Raw genomic sequence first — 18,925 nt, forward strand, 5'->3', positions numbered from 1 at the left:
AAAATATAACGATTCCTCTTTTTGAGATCGTGCATTCTACCTTTTTTTTCATGTGTCTTAAAGAGAGAAAAAGAAAAAAGATGTATCATCTTTTTTTAATTAATAAAAAGGTTTATTTTAGCTGGTTTTCTAGCTTCTCTATCATCGAAAATAAAATATATGGTAGAATAGATTAACGCTGGCAAACATTCTACACTATTTATTTGGTAAAAATGTGCAATAGATATAAAGATATCTTTTTTAAGTTTGATTATATTTTTAATTCAAGGCAGTGTAAAATACCTGCTTTTTGGTTAAATACTGAGGCTGTTATCCAATCTATGCGTATTATTGAGTTCTACATCCTGAAACGTGTTCTTGTCCTATTTGGTGCTGTCATGATTACAGCAATCAGTATCAGTTGGACAGTGCAAATTCTTGCAAGGATAAACTTTCTCACAACAAGCAGACAAACACTCCTAACAGTCTTGCATTTTTCACTCTCATTGATCCCTTCTGTTATTTTTCTTGTCATTCCATTTGCATTAGTGATTGCAATTACAAGCACTCTTTCAGCAATGAATAAAGACTCAGAGCTCGCGATCATCAGTGCCTCGGGTTTTCCCAAAAGTACTGTTTGGAAACCAATTCTTCTTCTCGCTATTGTTGCCTCATGTGCTTCCTTTTCTATAGCCAATTTTGTTGTTCCTCAAGCACGTTTTAACATGCGACAAATGCTAGCGAGTGCGCATGTTGATCTTATTAATCTTTTCATTAGTGAAGGCAGCTTCCAAAAACTAGCCAATAATCTTTACATAGAAATTGGCGAACGCAATCCAAATGGAACGCTTGGGCGTCTTTTCATTGCCGACCAGCGTGATCCTAAAACTGATCTTTTTTATTATGCAACAGACGCGTCCATTGTGAGCAACAAAAAAGGTAGTTTTCTCGTTCTTAATAACGGAGAAATAGAAAGGATCAATCGTCAAAATGACAGTATCTCAATCGTTCAATTTAGCTCATATACCTTTAGTTTAAGTGAATTTATCCCCAATGATAAAGCGCCCACACTTTACCCAAAAGATCGCCCACTTTCTTATTTACTAAGCCCTGACCCAAGGGATCCCTACTATCAGCGAAAACCTCTCCAATATAAAGCTGAGTTTCACCGCAGGCTTACAGAATGGCTCTATCCAATTGTTTTTTCACTCATTGCATTAGCAGCCGCAGGAGATACACGCTCATATCGACAAGCAAGTAACTCTGCAAACTTTTCTGCAATTGCCTTTTCTTTGCTGGTGTATTGGATAGGATATTTTTTCGCCGAAAAAGCAAAAAGCGATCTTGCATACATTCCTCTTCTTTATATTACCCCCATAGGCATGAGTGTTCTTATTTTTTTTATGCTCTTAACAAATCATCAAATTGGTATTCCCACAAAACTTAATGAGGTTATTCAAATAGGTTTTCAAAAATTTGTCCGCAAATTTAAACATCTAAAATCTCAATATCTCTCAGATGAGGTATCATGATTGGGTGGACGCTTGGACGATATTTTTTTATACGTTATGTGAAAATGACCTGTTATTTTTTTGGGGGGATTTTGCTTCTTGCTCTTTTGATTGACTTTACAGAAAACTCTGGTCGGCTATCCAACCTTCCCCATTACACGGCAAAAGATGCTTTTCTTATCTCTGTTTTACGCATCCCTTTTATCATGCAACAACTCATCCCCTTTATTGCGCTCTTTTCTGCAATGGTAATGTTGATCTCGCTTAATCGAAAACTTGAGCTTGTTGTGACTCGTTCAATTGGTGTTTCTGCATGGCAATTTCTTATGCCTGCCTGTTTGGGAGCTTTTCTTTTTGGATTATTTTCAATTTTTCTCATCAACCCACTTGCCGCATGGGGGTTTTCTCAAGCAGAAAAAATGATGACTGAGTGGCGTGATAATAATGTACTAACATCTCTTCATAATACGCGTATCCCATGGTTAACACAACGTACAAATTCAGGTAGAACAACCATTGGTGCCAAATCTATCACCGATCAAGGACTTTCTCTTATTGACGCAACCTTTGTACAATACAATGATAATGCTACAGTCAAAAATTGGATTAACACAAAAAAAGCAACATTAACAAACGGTGCTTGGCTGCTAACAAATGGAACAATTTATAAAATAGGACGTCCTCCTGAAAAATTTACTACGTTTCAAATAAAAACTAATTTAAAATCTGAGTTTTTAACTGAACGTTTAGTGAGTCCCGCAACTATCCCATTTTACCAACTGCCAAAAAAAATTATGATCGCACGTTCATTTGGTTACTCTGCTAATAATTTTGATATGTATTTACAATCTTTGATTGCATTGCCTGCATTGCTTGTAGCAATGACTCTCATTGCAGCAACTGTATCTTTAAACTTTACACGCTTTGGACAATCTGGAACATTGATTCTTGGTGGCGTACTAGCTGGATTCATGCTTTATGTTATTTCCGTACTCGTTCAGGCTTTTGGTAATGCTGGATATATTCCACCAGTTATTGCAGCTTGGACACCAGTTGTTATTGCATTGTTTTTGGGAATCTCTTTTTTACTTCATAAAGAGGATGGCTAAGTGAAAGCATTAATAAGTAAGAGAGTGATTTTAACAAAATTAAGTGTACTTGCCTTTAAAAGTGTCATGGGCTTTTCTTTAGGTGTGTCTTTATCCTGTTCTGCACACGCCAAAAGCCTTACTTCTATTACTCAAAATCGTATCCAAAATCCGGTAAGCCCCCTCTTGCTCTCTGCAGATGAGCTCATCTACAATCGTGATGAAAACACTGTTTCTGCACAAGGCAATGTCCAAATTGAATATGATAGCAACAAAGTTATCGCCCAAAGAGTCACTTACAATCAAAAAACAGGACGGATCATAGCGCAAGGGAATGTTGAAGTTGTTCAAAAAGATGGCAATAAAATTTATTCCGACCAAATTGATATGACCAAAGATTTTGGCGAAGGATTCGTAAATGCCTTGCGCATTGATACCGCTAACAACGTCCATTTTGCAGCAGCAAGTGCTACACGCAGCAACAGCCAAACAACAGTTTTCGACGATGCAACCTACACAGCCTGTGAACCTTGCTCTTATAAACCAGATAGAGAAGTTCTATGGAAAATTAGAGCGAGGAAAATTATATGGAATAACACCACCAAAAAAATTCGCTTTGAAAACAGCCGCTTTGAAGTTTTTGGTGTACCTATTATACAATTTCCAAATTTTGAGCTCCATGATCCAACTGTAAAGCGTGTTAGCGGTCTCCTTGCACCTCGTCTTTTTTATTCCGATTATCTTGGCTTGGGCATAAAAAATTCTTATTTCTGGAATCTCGCTCCCCATTATGATTTCACACTTTCTTCTACGGTCTATACCCAACAAGGACTCTTAACCGAGGGTGAATGGCGTCAACATTTTAAAACGGGCACTTACAACATTCGCTTCGCTCATATATACCAAATGAAACCGCACAACTTTGACAATGATACAATTGATGCACAGCATAAAAACCGTTATATGCTAGCAACAAAGGGGGATTTTCGTATTAATTCACGTTGGACTTATGGATGGGATATTTTCGCACAGTCTGATCGACATTTTAGTCGTGCCTATAAACTTGAAAACTATAACAATCCTACACAGCTTTCTCAGCTTTATTTGAATGGACTTGCAGGGAAAAACCACTTTGATATGCGTTTTTATCATTTCAAAGTTCAAGATTTAATATTGGGCGACTCTCATTATGAACGCCACTCTCGGCAAGCGTCGGTTCTCCCTCGCATTGATTATTCTTTCACACCAGATGAGCCAGTTTATACTGGCATACTTACCTTTCATAGCAATATGCAATCAATTTATCGTCGTCATACTGACTTCAATTCTAGCGACTGGAATAACCATCCTCTTAATGCTACTAGGCTTTCTGGTATAGCTGGAAATAGTTTTCGTTTAACAAATGAGCTCGAGTGGAAAAAGCGCTTCAATACACGTGAAGGCCTCATGTTAACCCCTATTCTCTCTCTACGTGCTGATATTATTACAACAAATATCAACGAAAACCGTGCTGCTCCTATAATAAATGATTCCCCATCAACGCTTCGTCGCTCAGCACTCCGTGGCATGGCAACGGCAGGTTTGGAATTACGGTATCCCTTCCTCATTACATTGAACAATTCTACACATATTATAGAACCAACAACACAAATTTTTATCCGTAATAATGAACGATATATCGGACAAGTCCCTAATGAAGACGCGCAAAGCTTTGTATTTGATGCAACAACTCTTTTTCAACGTAATAAATTCTCTGGTTATGACCGCGTAGAAGGTGGAACAAGAGCTAATATAGGTCTCAGATATTCTGGAAATTTTAACAATAGTTGGTCTCTTTATGGTCTTGTGGGACAATCCTTTCATCTTGCAGGAAAAAATTCTTTTGCAGAAAAGGACTTTGTTAATGTAGGTATTCATTCTAGCCTCGAAGAAAAACGTTCAGACTATGTTGCAATGTTTGGTGCAAACCATAAGAACGGTTTTTCTCTGGAAGCTCGTGGACGTTTTGATAAAAAAACAGGGAAAATCCACCGTAGTGAAATTGAAGCATCACAGAAATGGCAAAATTTTGGGGCGGCTGTACAATATGCCTATATCGCAAATCAATCAGATTATGAATATCCACAAGAGCGCCAAGAGATTTCTTTTCAAACTGATCTTAAACTGGCTAACTATTGGTCTCTTAGCAGCAATGCTGGTTATGATTTGGTATCCGGTACATTCGTAAAGCGGGGAATCAGCCTAAATTATACAGATGAATGTTTCGGTCTAACATTCGGTTATCAGCAGGTAACTAATCCAGGAAAAAAAACACCTTTGCAAAACTTTAATTTCTCTCTTTCCTTGCGTACAATTGCAGATATCGGAAAAAGATAAATTCAAATTTATAAAGAGAATGTATAACCGATTTAACTTATCGTTGTTTTTACGAAAAAAAACGTATATTTTGAGTAATGAATTAGAATTAATGAACAATGCGAAGGCCTACTTATATGAAAAAATTTAAAAAGAGTATTCTTACTTTATTTTGTATTGCACCTTTGAGTGTAAACAACCTGATGGTAGGTGAATTTTTAATTCCGTCAGTCTTCGCGCAGACTGTCATTGCTGTCACAGTCAATGGCAATCCTATCACAAATTATGATATACAAAGACGTGCTGCTTTTCTCAGATTACAACAGAAGCAAGGTAATCTTGTTGCACAAGCCAAAAATGAGCTTATCAATGAAGTACTTAAAAATATCGAAATAAAGCGCCGTAATATTGAGGTGAGCAATAATGAGGTTGAGAGTGCTTTTGAGAATTTTGCAACGCAAAATAATATGAGCATTGATCAGCTCAACCAGATTCTGATTCAAAATGATATCACAGTGCAACACTTTAAGGATTATATTCGTGGTCAAATAGGTTGGGGACGTCTTGTTAATGCACGCTATCAATCTGAAGCGGGTATGATTACCGAACAAGAGGCTGTACGCAGAATATTAAAAAATGGTGGTGTGAAACCTTCAACCAATGAATATACACTACAGCGAATTATTTTTGTTATTCCTGCACATCGCCGTTCAGAAATCTTTGAAAGACGTCAGAGAGAAGCAAATAATTTTCGTGCACATTTCCGAGGATGTGCTAACACCCGAAAACAGGCAAGTGGTATTTTAGATGTTACTGTCCGCAACTTGGGAAAGTTTCTCGAACCCCAGCTTCCTAGTGCGTGGGAACAAGCTATCCTTGCAACACCTGTAGGAAAAATGACCCAATTGCAAGAAACATCTGATGGAATTGAGGCGCTTGCTGTTTGTAAAATAAAAAGAGTTTCTGATGATTATGTTGCCAGACTCATATTTTCTATTCAAGATAATAAGCAAAAAAGCCCACAAAAACTTGAAAAATTAAGCGAGAAATATTTGGAAGAATTACGGCGGGTAGCGCGTATTCAAAACTCATAATGGCTGCACTTATTGTTAGTGGTGGTGATCCTGCCGGCATTGGTCCTGAAATAGTATTAAAAGCGTGGAGTTTGCGTGTTACACGTCAAGTTCCGCCTTTTGCTCTTTTTGCTGATCCAGACGTTATTCGTTCGCGCGCTCGTTTTTTACATATAGATGTTGAAGTAGAATCTGTTTTAATAAATAATCCTGTAAAAAACTTTCAAACTGCTCTCCCTATAATACCATTAAAAAACCGACAAAGCGATCAACTAGGCTCGCCTTCACCTGATAATGCTGCTGGAATAATTGAAGCGATTAAACGCAGCGTTCAGTTGATTCGAGATAGACATGCGTGCGCACTCGTTACTTGCCCTATTGCAAAAAAAAGCCTTTACGACGCTGGGTTTAAATTTCCAGGTCATACAGAATTCTTAGCTGATTTGGCCTACACAATCTTCGATAAATGCTATCATCCGGTTATGATGTTATCTGGACCTCGATTAAAAACAGTTCCCATTACTGTTCATATTCCATTCAATGAAGTCCCCTCACATGTCACTCGCGATTTAATTATTCAAACGGCATTAATTACTGAAAACGACTTAAAAACGCGATTTAAAATAACTTCTCCTCGTCTCGCTATTGCTGGCCTTAATCCTCATGCTGGAGAAGAAGGGGCAATGGGTAAAGAAGATATTGAAATTATCCTTCCTGCTGTTGAATACCTTAAAAATAAAGGATTCAATATTGTAGGTCCACTGCCTGCCGATACAATGTTCCATGAAAAAGCAAGACAGGCATATGATGTTGCTCTTTGCATGTATCACGACCAAGCCCTTATTCCTGTTAAGACATTGGACTTTGACACCACTGTCAATATCACTTTAGGACTCCCTTTTATTCGTACTTCACCAGATCACGGAACTGCTTTTGATATTGCTGATAAAGGAATAGCCTCTCCTGAAAGCTTTATTTCTGCTCTTAAACTTGCAAGCCAACTTGCAAAAAATAGTTTGATATCATGCCAATAGATGCTCTTCCTCCTCTGCGTGAAGTAATTAATAAATATCGATTACAAGCTCATAAGTCTTTGGGCCAAAATTTTCTTTTTGATCTTAATTTAACATCTAAAATTGCTCATCAAGCAGGAAATATAGAAGGAAAACCTGTTATTGAAGTTGGTCCAGGTCCTGGGGGGCTGACACGTGCCTTGCTTGCAAAAGGTGCCATTGTTACAGCGATAGAGCGTGATGAACGTTGTATACCAGCTCTTTTAGAGATAGAGCAGCACTATCCTCAAAAACTAAAACTTATTTGTAATGACGCACTAAAGCAAGATTTTTCAAAACTCTTTGAAACATATCCAGAAAAACCACGCATTATTGCAAATCTTCCCTATAATATTGGAACACAACTTTTATTAAATTGGTTGTTGGCTGAACCATGGCCTCCTTTTTATGAATCAATGACATTGATGTTTCAACGTGAAGTTGCCAACCGCATTACCGCAAAACCTCACTCGGCTCACTATGGGCGTCTTAGTGTCTTAACTGGATGGCGTACCGCTGCTAAAATTGCTTTTGATGTGCCTCCTCAAGCCTTTATACCAGCACCCAAAATAACTTCTTCCGTTGTTCATATCATTCCGCGAACACAACCTCTTCCCTGTTCTGCACAAAAATTAAGCTTTGTCACAAAAACCGCTTTTGGACAAAGACGAAAAATGCTTCGTCAAAATCTCAAAACACTTGGAGATGAAATGCTTTTAGAAAAAGCTGGAATCGATGGAACACGCCGCGCTGAAACACTTTCAATTGCCGAGTTTGTGGCTTTAGCTAATTTGGTGATTTAAACAGCATAACTTTTTGCTCATTATTCCTTTTCAACACAATAAGAATATTAATCAATCTTTTCAGCAATAAGCCCGTCAATGAAAGATTCAAGAAAGAAGCACCGCTCACGTTTTGCTGTTTCGGCTAAATAAATCGATTTAATAAGCGACAAAGACTGATTTAAATCCTTATTAATAACGACATAATCATAAGAACGCCAATGCTGCATTTCCGTCCGTGCATTCTCCAGTCGCAGATCAATGATATCTTGACTATCTTCTGCTCGACGATGCAAACGTGAAACAAGCTCTTTCATTGATGGTGGAAGAATAAAAACAGATACAGTATCTCCTAGCATCTTTTTTTGAAGCTGTTTTGTACCTTGGTAATCAATATCAAATAACATATCTCGTCCAGCACTTAACGCGTTTTCAACACTTTCACGTAAAGTGCCGTAATAATTTCCATGAACTTCTGCCCATTCAATAAATTCATCACCATCACGCTTACGTTCAAACTCTTTCTTTGAAATAAAATGATAATGAAGACCATTTACTTCACTAGGACGTCTTTGCCGTGTTGTCACGCTGATGGAGAGCTCTAATTGCCCATCTTTCAAAAGTAAGCGAGAAATGGTTGATTTACCAGCGCCTGAAGGTGAAGAGAGAATAAATAAAAAACCGCGACGTTTATCTCTTTTTTTAGCAGTCAATTCATCCTTAAAGAATGTCATCATACTGTTCTACTTTTTTAACTTTTCTTCAAAACTTCAATAATATGTTTTTTATAGTCCCAAAAATTAATGTGTCGCTTTTAATGCACGCCATTTGCGAACATTTGCATTATGTTCCTCCAAAGTTCTAGAAAAAACATGCCCTCCTGAACCATCCGCTACAAAATAGAGCACGTCACTACTTGGTGAATGCGCTACCGCTTGCAAAGAATCCCGACCTGGATTCGCAATGGCTGTTGGTGGCAAACCATTAATTTTATACGTATTATATGGTGTTTCTTTTTCAAGATCTGAACGGTAAATTGCACGACCGGATGGCATTCCTTTTCCACCAAAGAGACCATAAATTACCGTTGGATCAGATTGAAGACGCATATGTTTTGCAAGACGGTTATAAAATACAGCAGCAACCTTTGGTCTCTCTGCTGCAATTCCTGTTTCTTTCTCCACAATAGATGCCAATATAACAAATTCATCAATGGATTTAATTGGTAGATCAGGTGAACGTGTAGCCCATATAGCATGGACTAATTTGCTCTGTCCTTCGCGCAGTCTATTTATAATTTCCTCACGCGTTGTTCCTCGAATAAAACGAACAGTATCCGTCATCAAACTGCCCTCTGGAGGCAAAACTTTGGGAAGATTTCCAATCAAAATTTCATTAGCAGCTAGTCGATCAAAAACTTGTTGAACCGTCAAGCCTTCTGGCACTGTAAACGTATATTCAATAGATTTTCCTTTCACAAGAATATCCATAATATCCCGCATCGAAGCATGTGCTGGAATTAAATATTCCCCAGCCTTAAGGTGTGTTGTTTTTTTATGGTAACCAACCCCATAAACAAAAATGTCAGATGATCGAATAAGACCATATTTTTCAAGCAGCGAAGCAATTTCACGAATTCCTGTACCAGGATAAATAAAAACGACTTTCTCCCCCTCTGCCATCCCCTTTCCTTCAAAAACAATTTTTCCAATATAAAGAGGAATACTGATGGACAAAATAACAACCATAACCATCATCAGAAAAAAATGACCGAGAACGATCAACGGATTACGTACAATAGATGACCTCTTTGGTTTCTCATGTGCTAACATACCACTATTATTTCTATGATTCGAAGAGGAGCCATCTACGTCCTTCAGCGGTTGATCATTTTTCACATCGGACACAACTATCACCCTCAACAATTTTTAGATATTACAACAATAATCTCTCACTTAACTTTTACAATGAAGTAGAAAACACAGAAACAGATAAAAATGTTTTATTCCCCAAAGCGCCGCATCACCAAAGATGCATTTGTCCCACCAAACCCAAAGGAATTGGAAAGAATCGTATCAATCTTCCGTTCGCGTGGTTTATGTGGAACAAGATCAATTTTTGTTTCAATAGAAGGATTGTCAAGATTAAGTGTTGCTGGAGCTATATTATCTCGTATAGCTAAAACACAAAAAATAGCCTCAGCGGCACCAGCTGCACCAAGTAAATGCCCCACAGATGATTTTGTTGATGACATAGATACTTGTGGCGCATAATGTCCCAAAACACGTTCAACAGCCGCTAATTCTATGGCATCTGCCATCGTTGAGGTTCCGTGGGCATTAATATAATCGATATCGCTTACATTCACTTGTGCACGCTTAAGAGCAGCCATCATACTGCGCTGCGCACCTTCACCACTCTCTGAAGGAGCTGTAATGTGGTAAGCATCACCAGATAAACCATAGCCAATGACCTCAGCATAAATACGAGCACCCCGTTTTTTTGCATGTTCAAGCTCTTCTAAAACAACAATCGCAGCTCCCTCCCCCATCACAAAGCCATCACGATCAGCATCATAAGGACGTGACGCTCGTTCAGGTTCATCATTACGACACGTAGAAAGAGCTCTACAAGCAGAAAACCCAGCAAGAGATATCCGATTTATCGGTGATTCAGTGCCGCCCGCCACCATTACATCTGCATCACCTAATGCAATTAAACGCGCTGCATCACCAATTGCATGCGCTCCTGTTGAACAAGCTGTTACAACCGAATGATTAGGACCACGCAAACCATATTTAATAGACACATAACCAGAAGCAAGATTAATCAAACGTCCTGGAATAAAAAAGGGAGATACACGCCGTGGACCTTTATCACGGAGCGTATAACCAGCCTCAACAATGCCTTCAATGCCACCAATCCCCGAACCAATTAATACACCTGTGCAAATCTGGTCTTCATCATTCTGAGGAAACCACTCAGCATCTGAAAGTGCTTGATCAGCAGCTGCCATTGCATAAACAATAAATGCATCCACCTTACGCTGCTCCTTGGGGTCCATATGCAAATCAGCATTATATGTACCTTCTGTTCCATCTCCCAAGGGGATACGAGCAGCAATCTGACATGGCAAATCGGACACATCAAATTCAGTAATGCGTCGAACGCCACTTTTTCCTTCAAGAAGTCGTTTCCAACTATACTCGACATCACCAGCTAACGGAGACACCAATCCTAAACCAGTAACAACAACACGTCTCATAACTTCTAACCTTGAATTGAGATTCACCCCTCAAAGCTCACTTCTCAAAACAGCCCCAAAGAATATAGACAAAAGTATTTTACGCTTTTGCCTTTCAGTCATCACGAAGAAGCTTTATCGATAAACTTTACAGCATCACCAACTGTGAAAATTGTTTCAGCAGCTTCATCTGGGATTTCTACACCAAATTCTTCTTCAAAAGCCATAACGAGCTCAACCGTATCAAGGCTATCTGCTCCTAGATCATCGATAAAGCTTGCATTTTCCACTACCTTATCTGCATTAACACCAAGATGCTCCACGATAATTTTCTTAACGCGCTCTACTGTATCACTCATGTTGAAATCCTTAAATTTATATATTTCCTATAATTGGTTAGCTATATCGGCTCATCTAATCAAGCAATAGATGCATTACTCTAAAGATTTTAGAAGCGATTTAAAACATCCTGTGGATATCCCCTACAAAATAAAACAACCTGACATTCCGATATAAATTGATTAACTCACCATGTTAAAGAAACAGATGTATCTTTCCATTTCATTCATTACTATCTAAAATAATACGACTTATAAATCAATGTAGAATAAAGCAAATACTTAAATCATTGCCATCCCACCATTGACGTGCAGTGTTTGTCCCGTCATATATGCTGCTTCATCACTCGCTAAATAAACAGCAGCAAAAGCTATTTCTTTTCCCGTTCCCATACGCTTCATTGGAATCGCAGTCATAATGGTCTCTTTTTGTTTTTCGTTAAGTTTGTCAGTCATTGCAGACTTAATGAATCCTGGAGCAATACAATTAACAGTAATATTTCGTGAAGCAATTTCTTGTGCCAATGATTTAGAAAAGCCTATCAAACCGGCTTTCGCAGCACAATAGTTGGTTTGCCCAGGGTTTCCAACAACTCCAACAATAGATGTTATGTTAATAACCCTCCCATAGCGACGTCGCATCATAGAATGTGTTAATTCACGTGTTAAAGTAGAAGCAGCTGTTAGATTAACCGCTAAGACATCATCCCAGTCTTGATCTTGCATACGTACAAAAAGACCATCACGGGTGATTCCGGCATTGTTAACTAAAATATCAACACCATCCATTTCCTTTTCTGCCGCTTCAGCTAACTGCTTAATAGATTTACGCTCAGAAAGATTAGCAGGAAATACAAAAACATTTTGCCCCAAATCTGTGGCCACTTTCTTAAGCTTGTCTTCACGCGTTCCATGGAGCCCAACAATTGCCCCTTGCGCGTGGAAACATCGCGCAATTGCCTCACCAATTCCTCCGGATGCTCCCGTCACCAAAGCTTTACGACCTGTTAATTTAAACATTTTTTAGACTCCTTACAGATTAAACGCCAAGCACCTGTAGTGCGGCTTCTATTTCTTCAGCTGTCCCAATTGTTAATCCCTTTATGTCTTTGTTAATACGACGCGCTAAACCTGTTAATACTTTTCCAGAACCAACTTCAAAAAGCGTATCAACCCCATTGGCACCAATCCACTCTATTGTTTCACGCCATCGCACTCTCCCTGTGACTTGTTGAACAAGAAGCGTAACAATACGCTCTGGATCGCTCTCTGGCGCAACCGAGACATTAGCAATGAGAGGAACTAGAGGGGCCATTTTGTTAACAGACAAAAGTGCTTTCTTCATGGCATCAGCGGCAGGTTGCATTAAGGTTGAATGGAAAGGCGCAGAAACAGGAAGAAGAAGTGCACGTTTAGCACCTTTTTCTGACGCAATCTTTACCGCTGTCTCGACCGCCTTTGTCTCCCCTGAAATAACAATTTGTCCTCCTCCATTATCATTAGCAATCTGGCATAGTCCTTCTTCAGAAACGGTTTTGCAAATTTCTTCCACATCTTGCTCATCTAAACCAATAAGTGCTGCCATAGAACCCTCACCAATAGCGACAGCAGCCTGCATAGCATTCCCACGTATGCGCAAAAGTTTTGCCGTATCAGTCAGACTAAATGTACCAGCAACACAAAGAGCTGAATATTCGCCTAAAGAATGGCCTGCAACAAATTTTACCTTTTCTTTTATATTAAGCCCCAATTGTTCCATCACACGAATAACAGCCATAGATACAGCCATTAATGCTGGTTGTGCATTTGCTGTTAACGTCAAAACATCTTCTGGCCCTTCAAAAATGATATCTGATAATTTCTCTCCTAGGGCATCATCAACTTCTTCAAAAACCATCCGCGCTGCAACAAATTGCTCTGTAAGCACTTTGCCCATACCAACAAGCTGACTCCCCTGTCCTGGAAAAGTAAAAGCTGCCACCATCAATCGACTCCTAAATTGTGCAATTAAATTATTCTCTTTTGATCTTATTCATGAGCACAAATCAAGACAAAGTACCTTATTTGGAATAAATATCTCTCTTAAAGTTATATTTTAATGGTGGTATTTTATATAAAAACTTAGGAAAATAAGGTGCCACAAACTGAATAACAGCCCAACTGATAAAACCTCCTAAAAGCGTACCAGCTAAAACATCAAAAGGATAATGTACACCAACAAACACGCGAGCCCAACAAATCAAACATAAAAGAACTGCTGCAAACTTAGAAGCAATTTTGTATCGATAAAAATAAAGATTCGCCACATAAGATGCAATAGTTACGGCATGATTGCTAGGAAAAGAAGCTGTTGCATTGTGCTTAATCAGGGGTGTCGCCAAACCCGTAACAAATGGGCGTGGATGAAAATAAATAAGAGAAATAAGATAACCTATAAAAAGAGACACACCAATACTCACGCAAATACTTAGTGCTACGCGCCGCTGTTCCATATTTCCACCGTAAAACCACAACACACAAAAATGTAGAGGGATAACATAAATCAAAAACTTTGCACAAAAAATACTAAATGCAACTAAAACCGACCACGATTGATGATTGCCAGCAAGCATTTGAAAAAATGCAACATCAACTCGGTCTAAAAAATTCATTCTTCTCTCCTTCATGCTTGTAGCCTTACAGCTTTGTCTCTGTTGTAAAAGTGTGAAACGTACAAAAATATATCAAGATTCAATCAATCAATTTTTTATACGCATAAACTTGCTATTTTTAAAGATAAGCTGTAAATGTCAAACGTTCGTTATCGGCACTTTAGCTGGAGATTGAATGGAGGACTGGAAAGTAACCAGTAGGAGACGCAATGTTTCCGACCTCCTGTGTCTCCGCTCTCGGATGTCTCGAATTGTAAAAGCGTCCTTTCTTCTTTGGATTTCCAAAAAAGACAAGTCGCAGAGGCTTTGCGCTAAAACCGGTAAAATTTAATTGAAGAAAGGCAAAATAATGGCTCTTTATGAACATATATTCCTTGCTCGACAGGATGTTGCACCGCAGCAAATTGATGAACTTGTAAATGTCTACAAGGGTGTCATTGAAGCGCACGGTGGGAAAGTTGGGCGTGTCGAAAATTGGGGGCTTCGTTCCCTTGCGTATCGTATTCGCAAAAATCGTAAAGCTTATTATGTGCTGGTTAATATTGATGCACCAGCCGCAGCAATCGCTGAAGTTGAACGCCAAATGCGCATCAATGAGGATATTTTGCGTTACATGACTATTCGCGTAGAAAAACACGAAAAAGAGAAATCTGCTATGTTTTCACGTATTGATCGTAATGGTCATATTGGTCCAGATGAAGAGCGTCCTCGTTCCTCGTATCGTCAACGTGAAGATATCATAGAAGGAGTAGAATGATGACTGATATGAATCAAACTGCAATGCGGCGTCCCTTTCACCGTCGTCGTAAAACATGTCCGTTTTCAGGTGCTAATGCTCCCAAAATTGATTATAAAGATGTTAAATTATTACAGCGTTATATTTCAGAACGCGGAAAAATCGTTCCTTCACGAATTACAGCTGTCAGTCAGAAAAAACAACGTGAATTGGCGAATGCTATTAAACGTGCTCGTTTTCTAGGCTTACTTCCATACGTTATAAGGTGAGCTATTAGTACATTATGCAGCTGGGGGATCTCCCCAGTGGCTTTTCTTGTGTAATTTAACGGTACGGCTGATTGTAGGCTGTATTGAACTGTGTAAAATACAAAAGTTGGGGTATTGTAATACCTCTAACTGCAGAAGGCAGGACAGCGATAAATGAAAAACTTTCATATTTATAAATTAATGACCGGTATTTTAGCGGGACTATTTGCTGTTGTGATAGGAATGGCAATCATTAGTGTTGCGAATATTGCGCCCTATTTTTCTTTTTTCCTTGGTTGTTTTCTTTCATTTCCAATTTTTATTGTTGCTTTTAATCAAGGAACATTAGCCAGCCTTGTTGCTCTTGTAAGTGCCACTGCTGTTCTTGTCATAACCACTAATAGCTATATTGCTCTTGGTTTTATGCTCTTATTTTTTCTTCCTGCTGTCTATGCTTCTTGGCTTCTTGGACTTGCGCGACCGGCACAAAAAGAAAACACTCTGATTTGGTATCCATTATCATCGGTTATTTTTCATTTAACCAATTTTATTGCTCTTATGGCAACCTTCATTGGACTTTATGTTCAAACCCGTCCTTCCACACCCGTTATTGCAAAAAAAATCACCGAAAACATAGCACAAGCTATGCAACAATCACAGTCAATAAAAGAAACCGATATACGCGCTTTTAGTGAACTTTTAATGACGCATACAGCAACTCTGACTGCTGTTGCTTTGACTATTTATAGTTTGGTTTTTCTCATTGGTAATCTTTATTTTTCGATGATAACAGCACAATATATGAAATGGTTGAAAAGACCCCGTGATGATTGGAGCCAGACTCTCCGCCTTCCAATCTCTGGAATTTTTATTTTCATTATTGTTTGCACAGCATCAATGGTTGAATTGAGCGCTACTGCTAATTTGAGTACGCGTGTCTTTAGTACTGCATACACTGTCATCATATCAATCAGTGGATTAGCATATCTCCACAATATTACGAAAGGGATCAACGGTCGGATTATTATACTCTCTCTTGTTTATATTGCCATTTTAACCGTCGTTTTTGCTCCACCTATTTCTTTCATGATGCTTTTGATGGGCATTTGGGCAGCTATTCAATACAATCTTCAATCACGCAAAAAACTCCATTAATTTATTTGTTCGAAAGGAAAAACTATGGATATTATTCTACTTGAGCGCATTCCTCGTCTTGGTCAGATGGGTGATATTGTCTCAGTTAAAGATGGTTATGCACGTAACTTTCTCTTGCCTCAAGGTAAAGCTTTACGTGCAAATGAAGCTAATAAAAAACATTTTGAAATTCAGCGTGCTCAACTTGAAGCACGTAATCTTGAACGAAAAAGTGAAGCACAAAAAGTTGCTGAAAAACTTGATGGTAAATCATTTATTGCCGTCCGTTCCGCTGGTGAAACAGGGCAACTTTACGGATCTGTCTCAACACGTGATATTTCTGAAATTATAACAGATGAAGGCTTTTCTATTGGACGCAATCAGGTTGAATTGAATCATCCAATAAAAACTATTGGACTCCATACCATCACTCTTACCCTCCACCCTGAAGTTCAAATTTCTGTAATCATTAATGTTGCACGTTCAGCTAGTGAAGCACAACGCCAAGCCGAAGGAGAAAATCTGACCTCTGCTGAAGCAATATATGATATTCAAGATGAATTCGTAGAAGATAATCAAGATAAATTATTAGCAGAAGAAAGTAATGAGAATGATGTAGACAGCACTAATGAAGAAGCTTAATTGCTCTTTATTATTTCTTGTCTTGTATTTTTTATTTTTATATCGTTTAAGATATTAACATATTATAAAATGCTTAGCTTAAAAGGCTAAGCGTTTTATTGTTTTATCATTAGAAAACTAAATTCTTACAAGAAAGCAGTGTTTAGTATATTATGTAAAAACCTACCATACTAGGAGCTATAAACACAGTAAGCGAAACTATTCCCATATATTGCTTTGTTAAGATAGAAACAGAAGATAGTTACACAAATCCCTACTTTTTAAAAAAGTGGTATTTGTATAAAGTGGTTAAGTGATTACATTCTCACTTCACCTGAAATAATTCTAATTACAAAGAAAAGTAATCTTATGCATACTGATATTGAAACTTTTGCATCACATAACATCAAAAGTGTAACGTGGGAAACTTACATATTATAAAAATAAAATGTAAAGGAATAAGTTGCATGTAAATAATACATAGATACTGAATCAGAAATCGAAGAGAGCCTGAAAAATTGAAAATAAGGTTTTGATTTAAAATGAAGATTTGCTCTGTATCCTTTTGATATACACCTAAGTAGCTAAACGTGGAATTTGAGTGGAAAAAACTGTTATGGAAGAAATAAGTGTTGTTGATTTCAGCTCTTCACAAAAAGAGGATCCTCCTTCATTTCAACAACTTCCACATAATATTGAGGCTGAACAAGCGTTGCTTGGAGCAATCCTCATTAACAATGACGCACTTGATCGCGTCTCAGATTTTCTAAAACCAGAACATTTTTTTGAACCTTTGCATCAAAAAATCTACGACGTTTTGTCTTACATTATCAAAAACGGAAGGCTTGCAGAACCTCGTACTATTAAATCTTTCATTCCAGCCGAAGAAAAGATTGGAGATATCACCGTATACAATTACGTTGTGCGTTTAGCCACAGAAGCGGTGACAATCATTAATTCTGAAGACTACGGACGGGTCATCTATGATCTTTTTATACGACGCTCTTTGATTAATCTTGGAACTCAAGTTGTCAATACAGCCTTTAATGCTCCTATCGAACTTACTCCATCCCAACAAATTGAAACTATTGAACAAAATTTGTTTGAATTAGCAGAAAAGGGAAAATATGGAGGGGGATTTGAAAATTTCAATGAAGCTATCAAAAAAGCACTGGATATGGCAAGCGCTGCTAAAAAGCGTTCTTCACGCTTGTCTGGGATAGCTACTCACATTAAAACGCTTGATGAAAAAATGGGCGGATTACAACCCTCTGACTTAATTATTCTCGCTGGACGCCCTGGTATGGGGAAAACGTCACTGGCTACCAATATTGCTTTTAATATTGCCAGTACTTGCAATCGTGATGGCACAACAGAAGAAAATGAAGGAGGTGTTGTTGGATTTTTCTCGCTTGAAATGTCATCAGAACAACTTGCAACCCGTATTATTTCCGAACAAACAGAGGTCTCTTCTTCTGATATCCGGCGAGGGAATATTTCAGAAGAGCAATTTTCTAAAATCATCCGTGCAATGAATCGCTTACAAAAAGCACCGCTTTATATTGATCAAACTGGTGGTATATCAATTACGCAACTGGCTGCTCGTGCACGACGTCTCAAGCGGCAACATGGTTTGGATGTCCTGATTATTGACTATATCCAGCTTATGACGAGCCATTCAAAGCGTTCCTCAGAAAATCGTGTTCAAGAAATTACAGAGATTACCACAGGATTAAAAGCATTGGCGAAAGAATTAAATATTCCTATTATTGCTCTTTCACAACTTTCGCGCCAAGTCGAAAATCGCACAGATAAACGACCACAACTTTCAGATTTACGAGAATCTGGTTCAATTGAGCAAGATGCCGACATCGTTCTTTTTGTCTACCGTGAAGAATATTACCTCAAAAATGAAGAACCTAAGATAGGTAGTCCTGAATATATAAAATGGCAAGATGCAATGGACAAAGCTTTTGGAAAAGCTGACGTTATTGTCGCAAAACAACGCCATGGACCAACAGGAACCATTCATCTTGCCTTTCAATCTGATTTCACACGTTTCAGCGATTTGGCAGACAGTAATTATCTTCCGGAACAAATTGGTTAAATCACT

General features: G+C 38.3%; 18 protein-coding genes. 11 read left to right on the plus strand and 7 right to left on the minus strand.

The window, feature by feature from the left end; all coding sequences use genetic code 11:
* Positions 1–320 precede the first annotated feature (320 nt).
* From lptF to rsmA, 6 genes are all read left to right on the plus strand, one after another.
* A complete protein-coding gene (lptF, locus tag J7R13_RS03505) occupies positions 321–1,511 on the plus strand; it encodes an LPS export ABC transporter permease LptF (protein WP_208437494.1) in 1,191 nt (396 codons plus the stop codon).
* Entirely contained in the window at positions 1,508–2,599 is a 1,092-nt protein-coding gene (gene lptG / locus J7R13_RS03510) for an LPS export ABC transporter permease LptG (protein ID WP_208437495.1), read from the plus strand. Before lptF ends, lptG begins: the two co-directional genes overlap by 4 nt.
* Complete coding sequence (locus J7R13_RS03515) at positions 2,600–4,954, plus strand: LPS-assembly protein LptD (protein ID WP_208437496.1); 2,355 nt, start codon at positions 2,600–2,602, stop codon at positions 4,952–4,954.
* 116 nt (positions 4,955–5,070) lie between these two features.
* The gene (locus J7R13_RS03520; protein WP_208437497.1) at positions 5,071–6,027 is read left to right on the plus strand and encodes a SurA N-terminal domain-containing protein; all 957 of its coding nucleotides are present in this window, start codon (positions 5,071–5,073) and stop codon (positions 6,025–6,027) included.
* Positions 6,027–7,040, plus strand: a complete 1,014-nt coding sequence (pdxA, locus tag J7R13_RS03525) for a 4-hydroxythreonine-4-phosphate dehydrogenase PdxA (protein WP_208437498.1) — start codon at positions 6,027–6,029, stop codon at positions 7,038–7,040. Before J7R13_RS03520 ends, pdxA begins: the two co-directional genes overlap by 1 nt.
* Positions 7,031–7,861 (plus strand): 16S rRNA (adenine(1518)-N(6)/adenine(1519)-N(6))-dimethyltransferase RsmA, encoded by an 831-nt coding sequence (gene rsmA, locus J7R13_RS03530; protein ID WP_208437499.1) that lies wholly within the window; start codon positions 7,031–7,033, stop codon positions 7,859–7,861. Before pdxA ends, rsmA begins: the two co-directional genes overlap by 10 nt.
* A 47-nt stretch (positions 7,862–7,908) precedes the next feature.
* Here rsmA and gmk read toward each other — a convergent pair whose 3' ends face one another.
* The 7 genes from gmk to J7R13_RS03565 form a co-directional block, all read right to left on the minus strand.
* Positions 7,909–8,574, minus strand: coding sequence for a guanylate kinase (gmk, locus tag J7R13_RS03535; RefSeq protein ID WP_208437596.1), 666 nt, complete (start codon positions 8,572–8,574; stop codon positions 7,909–7,911).
* Positions 8,575–8,640: 66 nt separating this feature from the next.
* Complete coding sequence (gene mltG / locus J7R13_RS03540) at positions 8,641–9,747, minus strand: endolytic transglycosylase MltG (protein ID WP_208437500.1); 1,107 nt, start codon at positions 9,745–9,747, stop codon at positions 8,641–8,643.
* A 95-nt stretch (positions 9,748–9,842) separates the two neighbouring features.
* Complete coding sequence (gene fabF / locus J7R13_RS03545) at positions 9,843–11,105, minus strand: beta-ketoacyl-ACP synthase II (protein ID WP_208437501.1); 1,263 nt, start codon at positions 11,103–11,105, stop codon at positions 9,843–9,845.
* A gap of 101 nt (positions 11,106–11,206) precedes the next feature.
* Complete coding sequence (locus tag J7R13_RS03550) at positions 11,207–11,443, minus strand: acyl carrier protein (protein ID WP_208437502.1); 237 nt, start codon at positions 11,441–11,443, stop codon at positions 11,207–11,209.
* 261 nt (positions 11,444–11,704) lie between these two features.
* On the minus strand, positions 11,705–12,442 hold the full coding sequence (fabG, locus tag J7R13_RS03555) for a 3-oxoacyl-[acyl-carrier-protein] reductase (protein ID WP_208437503.1): 738 nt from the start codon (positions 12,440–12,442) through the stop codon (positions 11,705–11,707).
* 19 nt (positions 12,443–12,461) lie between these two features.
* Complete coding sequence (gene fabD, locus J7R13_RS03560) at positions 12,462–13,406, minus strand: ACP S-malonyltransferase (RefSeq protein WP_208437504.1); 945 nt, start codon at positions 13,404–13,406, stop codon at positions 12,462–12,464.
* A gap of 76 nt (positions 13,407–13,482) precedes the next feature.
* Positions 13,483–14,073, minus strand: coding sequence for an undecaprenyl-diphosphatase (locus tag J7R13_RS03565; protein WP_208437505.1), 591 nt, complete (start codon positions 14,071–14,073; stop codon positions 13,483–13,485).
* 349 nt (positions 14,074–14,422) lie between these two features.
* Here J7R13_RS03565 and rpsF point away from each other — a divergent pair, with 349 nt between their 5' ends.
* The 5 genes from rpsF to J7R13_RS03590 all read left to right on the plus strand — a co-directional run bounded on the left by rpsF (position 14,423) and on the right by J7R13_RS03590 (position 18,919).
* A complete protein-coding gene (gene rpsF, locus J7R13_RS03570) occupies positions 14,423–14,830 on the plus strand; it encodes a 30S ribosomal protein S6 (protein WP_208437506.1) in 408 nt (135 codons plus the stop codon).
* A complete protein-coding gene (gene rpsR / locus J7R13_RS03575; RefSeq protein ID WP_208437507.1) occupies positions 14,830–15,078 on the plus strand; it encodes a 30S ribosomal protein S18 in 249 nt (82 codons plus the stop codon). The genes rpsF and rpsR overlap by 1 nt, the downstream gene beginning before the upstream one ends.
* A gap of 153 nt (positions 15,079–15,231) precedes the next feature.
* Positions 15,232–16,212, plus strand: a complete 981-nt coding sequence (locus J7R13_RS03580) for a hypothetical protein (RefSeq protein ID WP_208437508.1) — start codon at positions 15,232–15,234, stop codon at positions 16,210–16,212.
* A 24-nt stretch (positions 16,213–16,236) separates the two neighbouring features.
* Positions 16,237–16,833 (plus strand): 50S ribosomal protein L9, encoded by a 597-nt coding sequence (gene rplI, locus J7R13_RS03585; protein ID WP_208437509.1) that lies wholly within the window; start codon positions 16,237–16,239, stop codon positions 16,831–16,833.
* Positions 16,834–17,428: 595 nt separating this feature from the next.
* Positions 17,429–18,919, plus strand: a complete 1,491-nt coding sequence (locus tag J7R13_RS03590) for a replicative DNA helicase (protein ID WP_208437597.1) — start codon at positions 17,429–17,431, stop codon at positions 18,917–18,919.
* The last annotated feature ends 6 nt before the right edge of the window (positions 18,920–18,925 follow it).

It is taken from the genome of Bartonella taylorii 8TBB, from assembly GCF_902825155.1.
Taxonomy (GTDB): Bacteria; Pseudomonadota; Alphaproteobacteria; order Rhizobiales; family Rhizobiaceae; genus Bartonella; species Bartonella taylorii_A.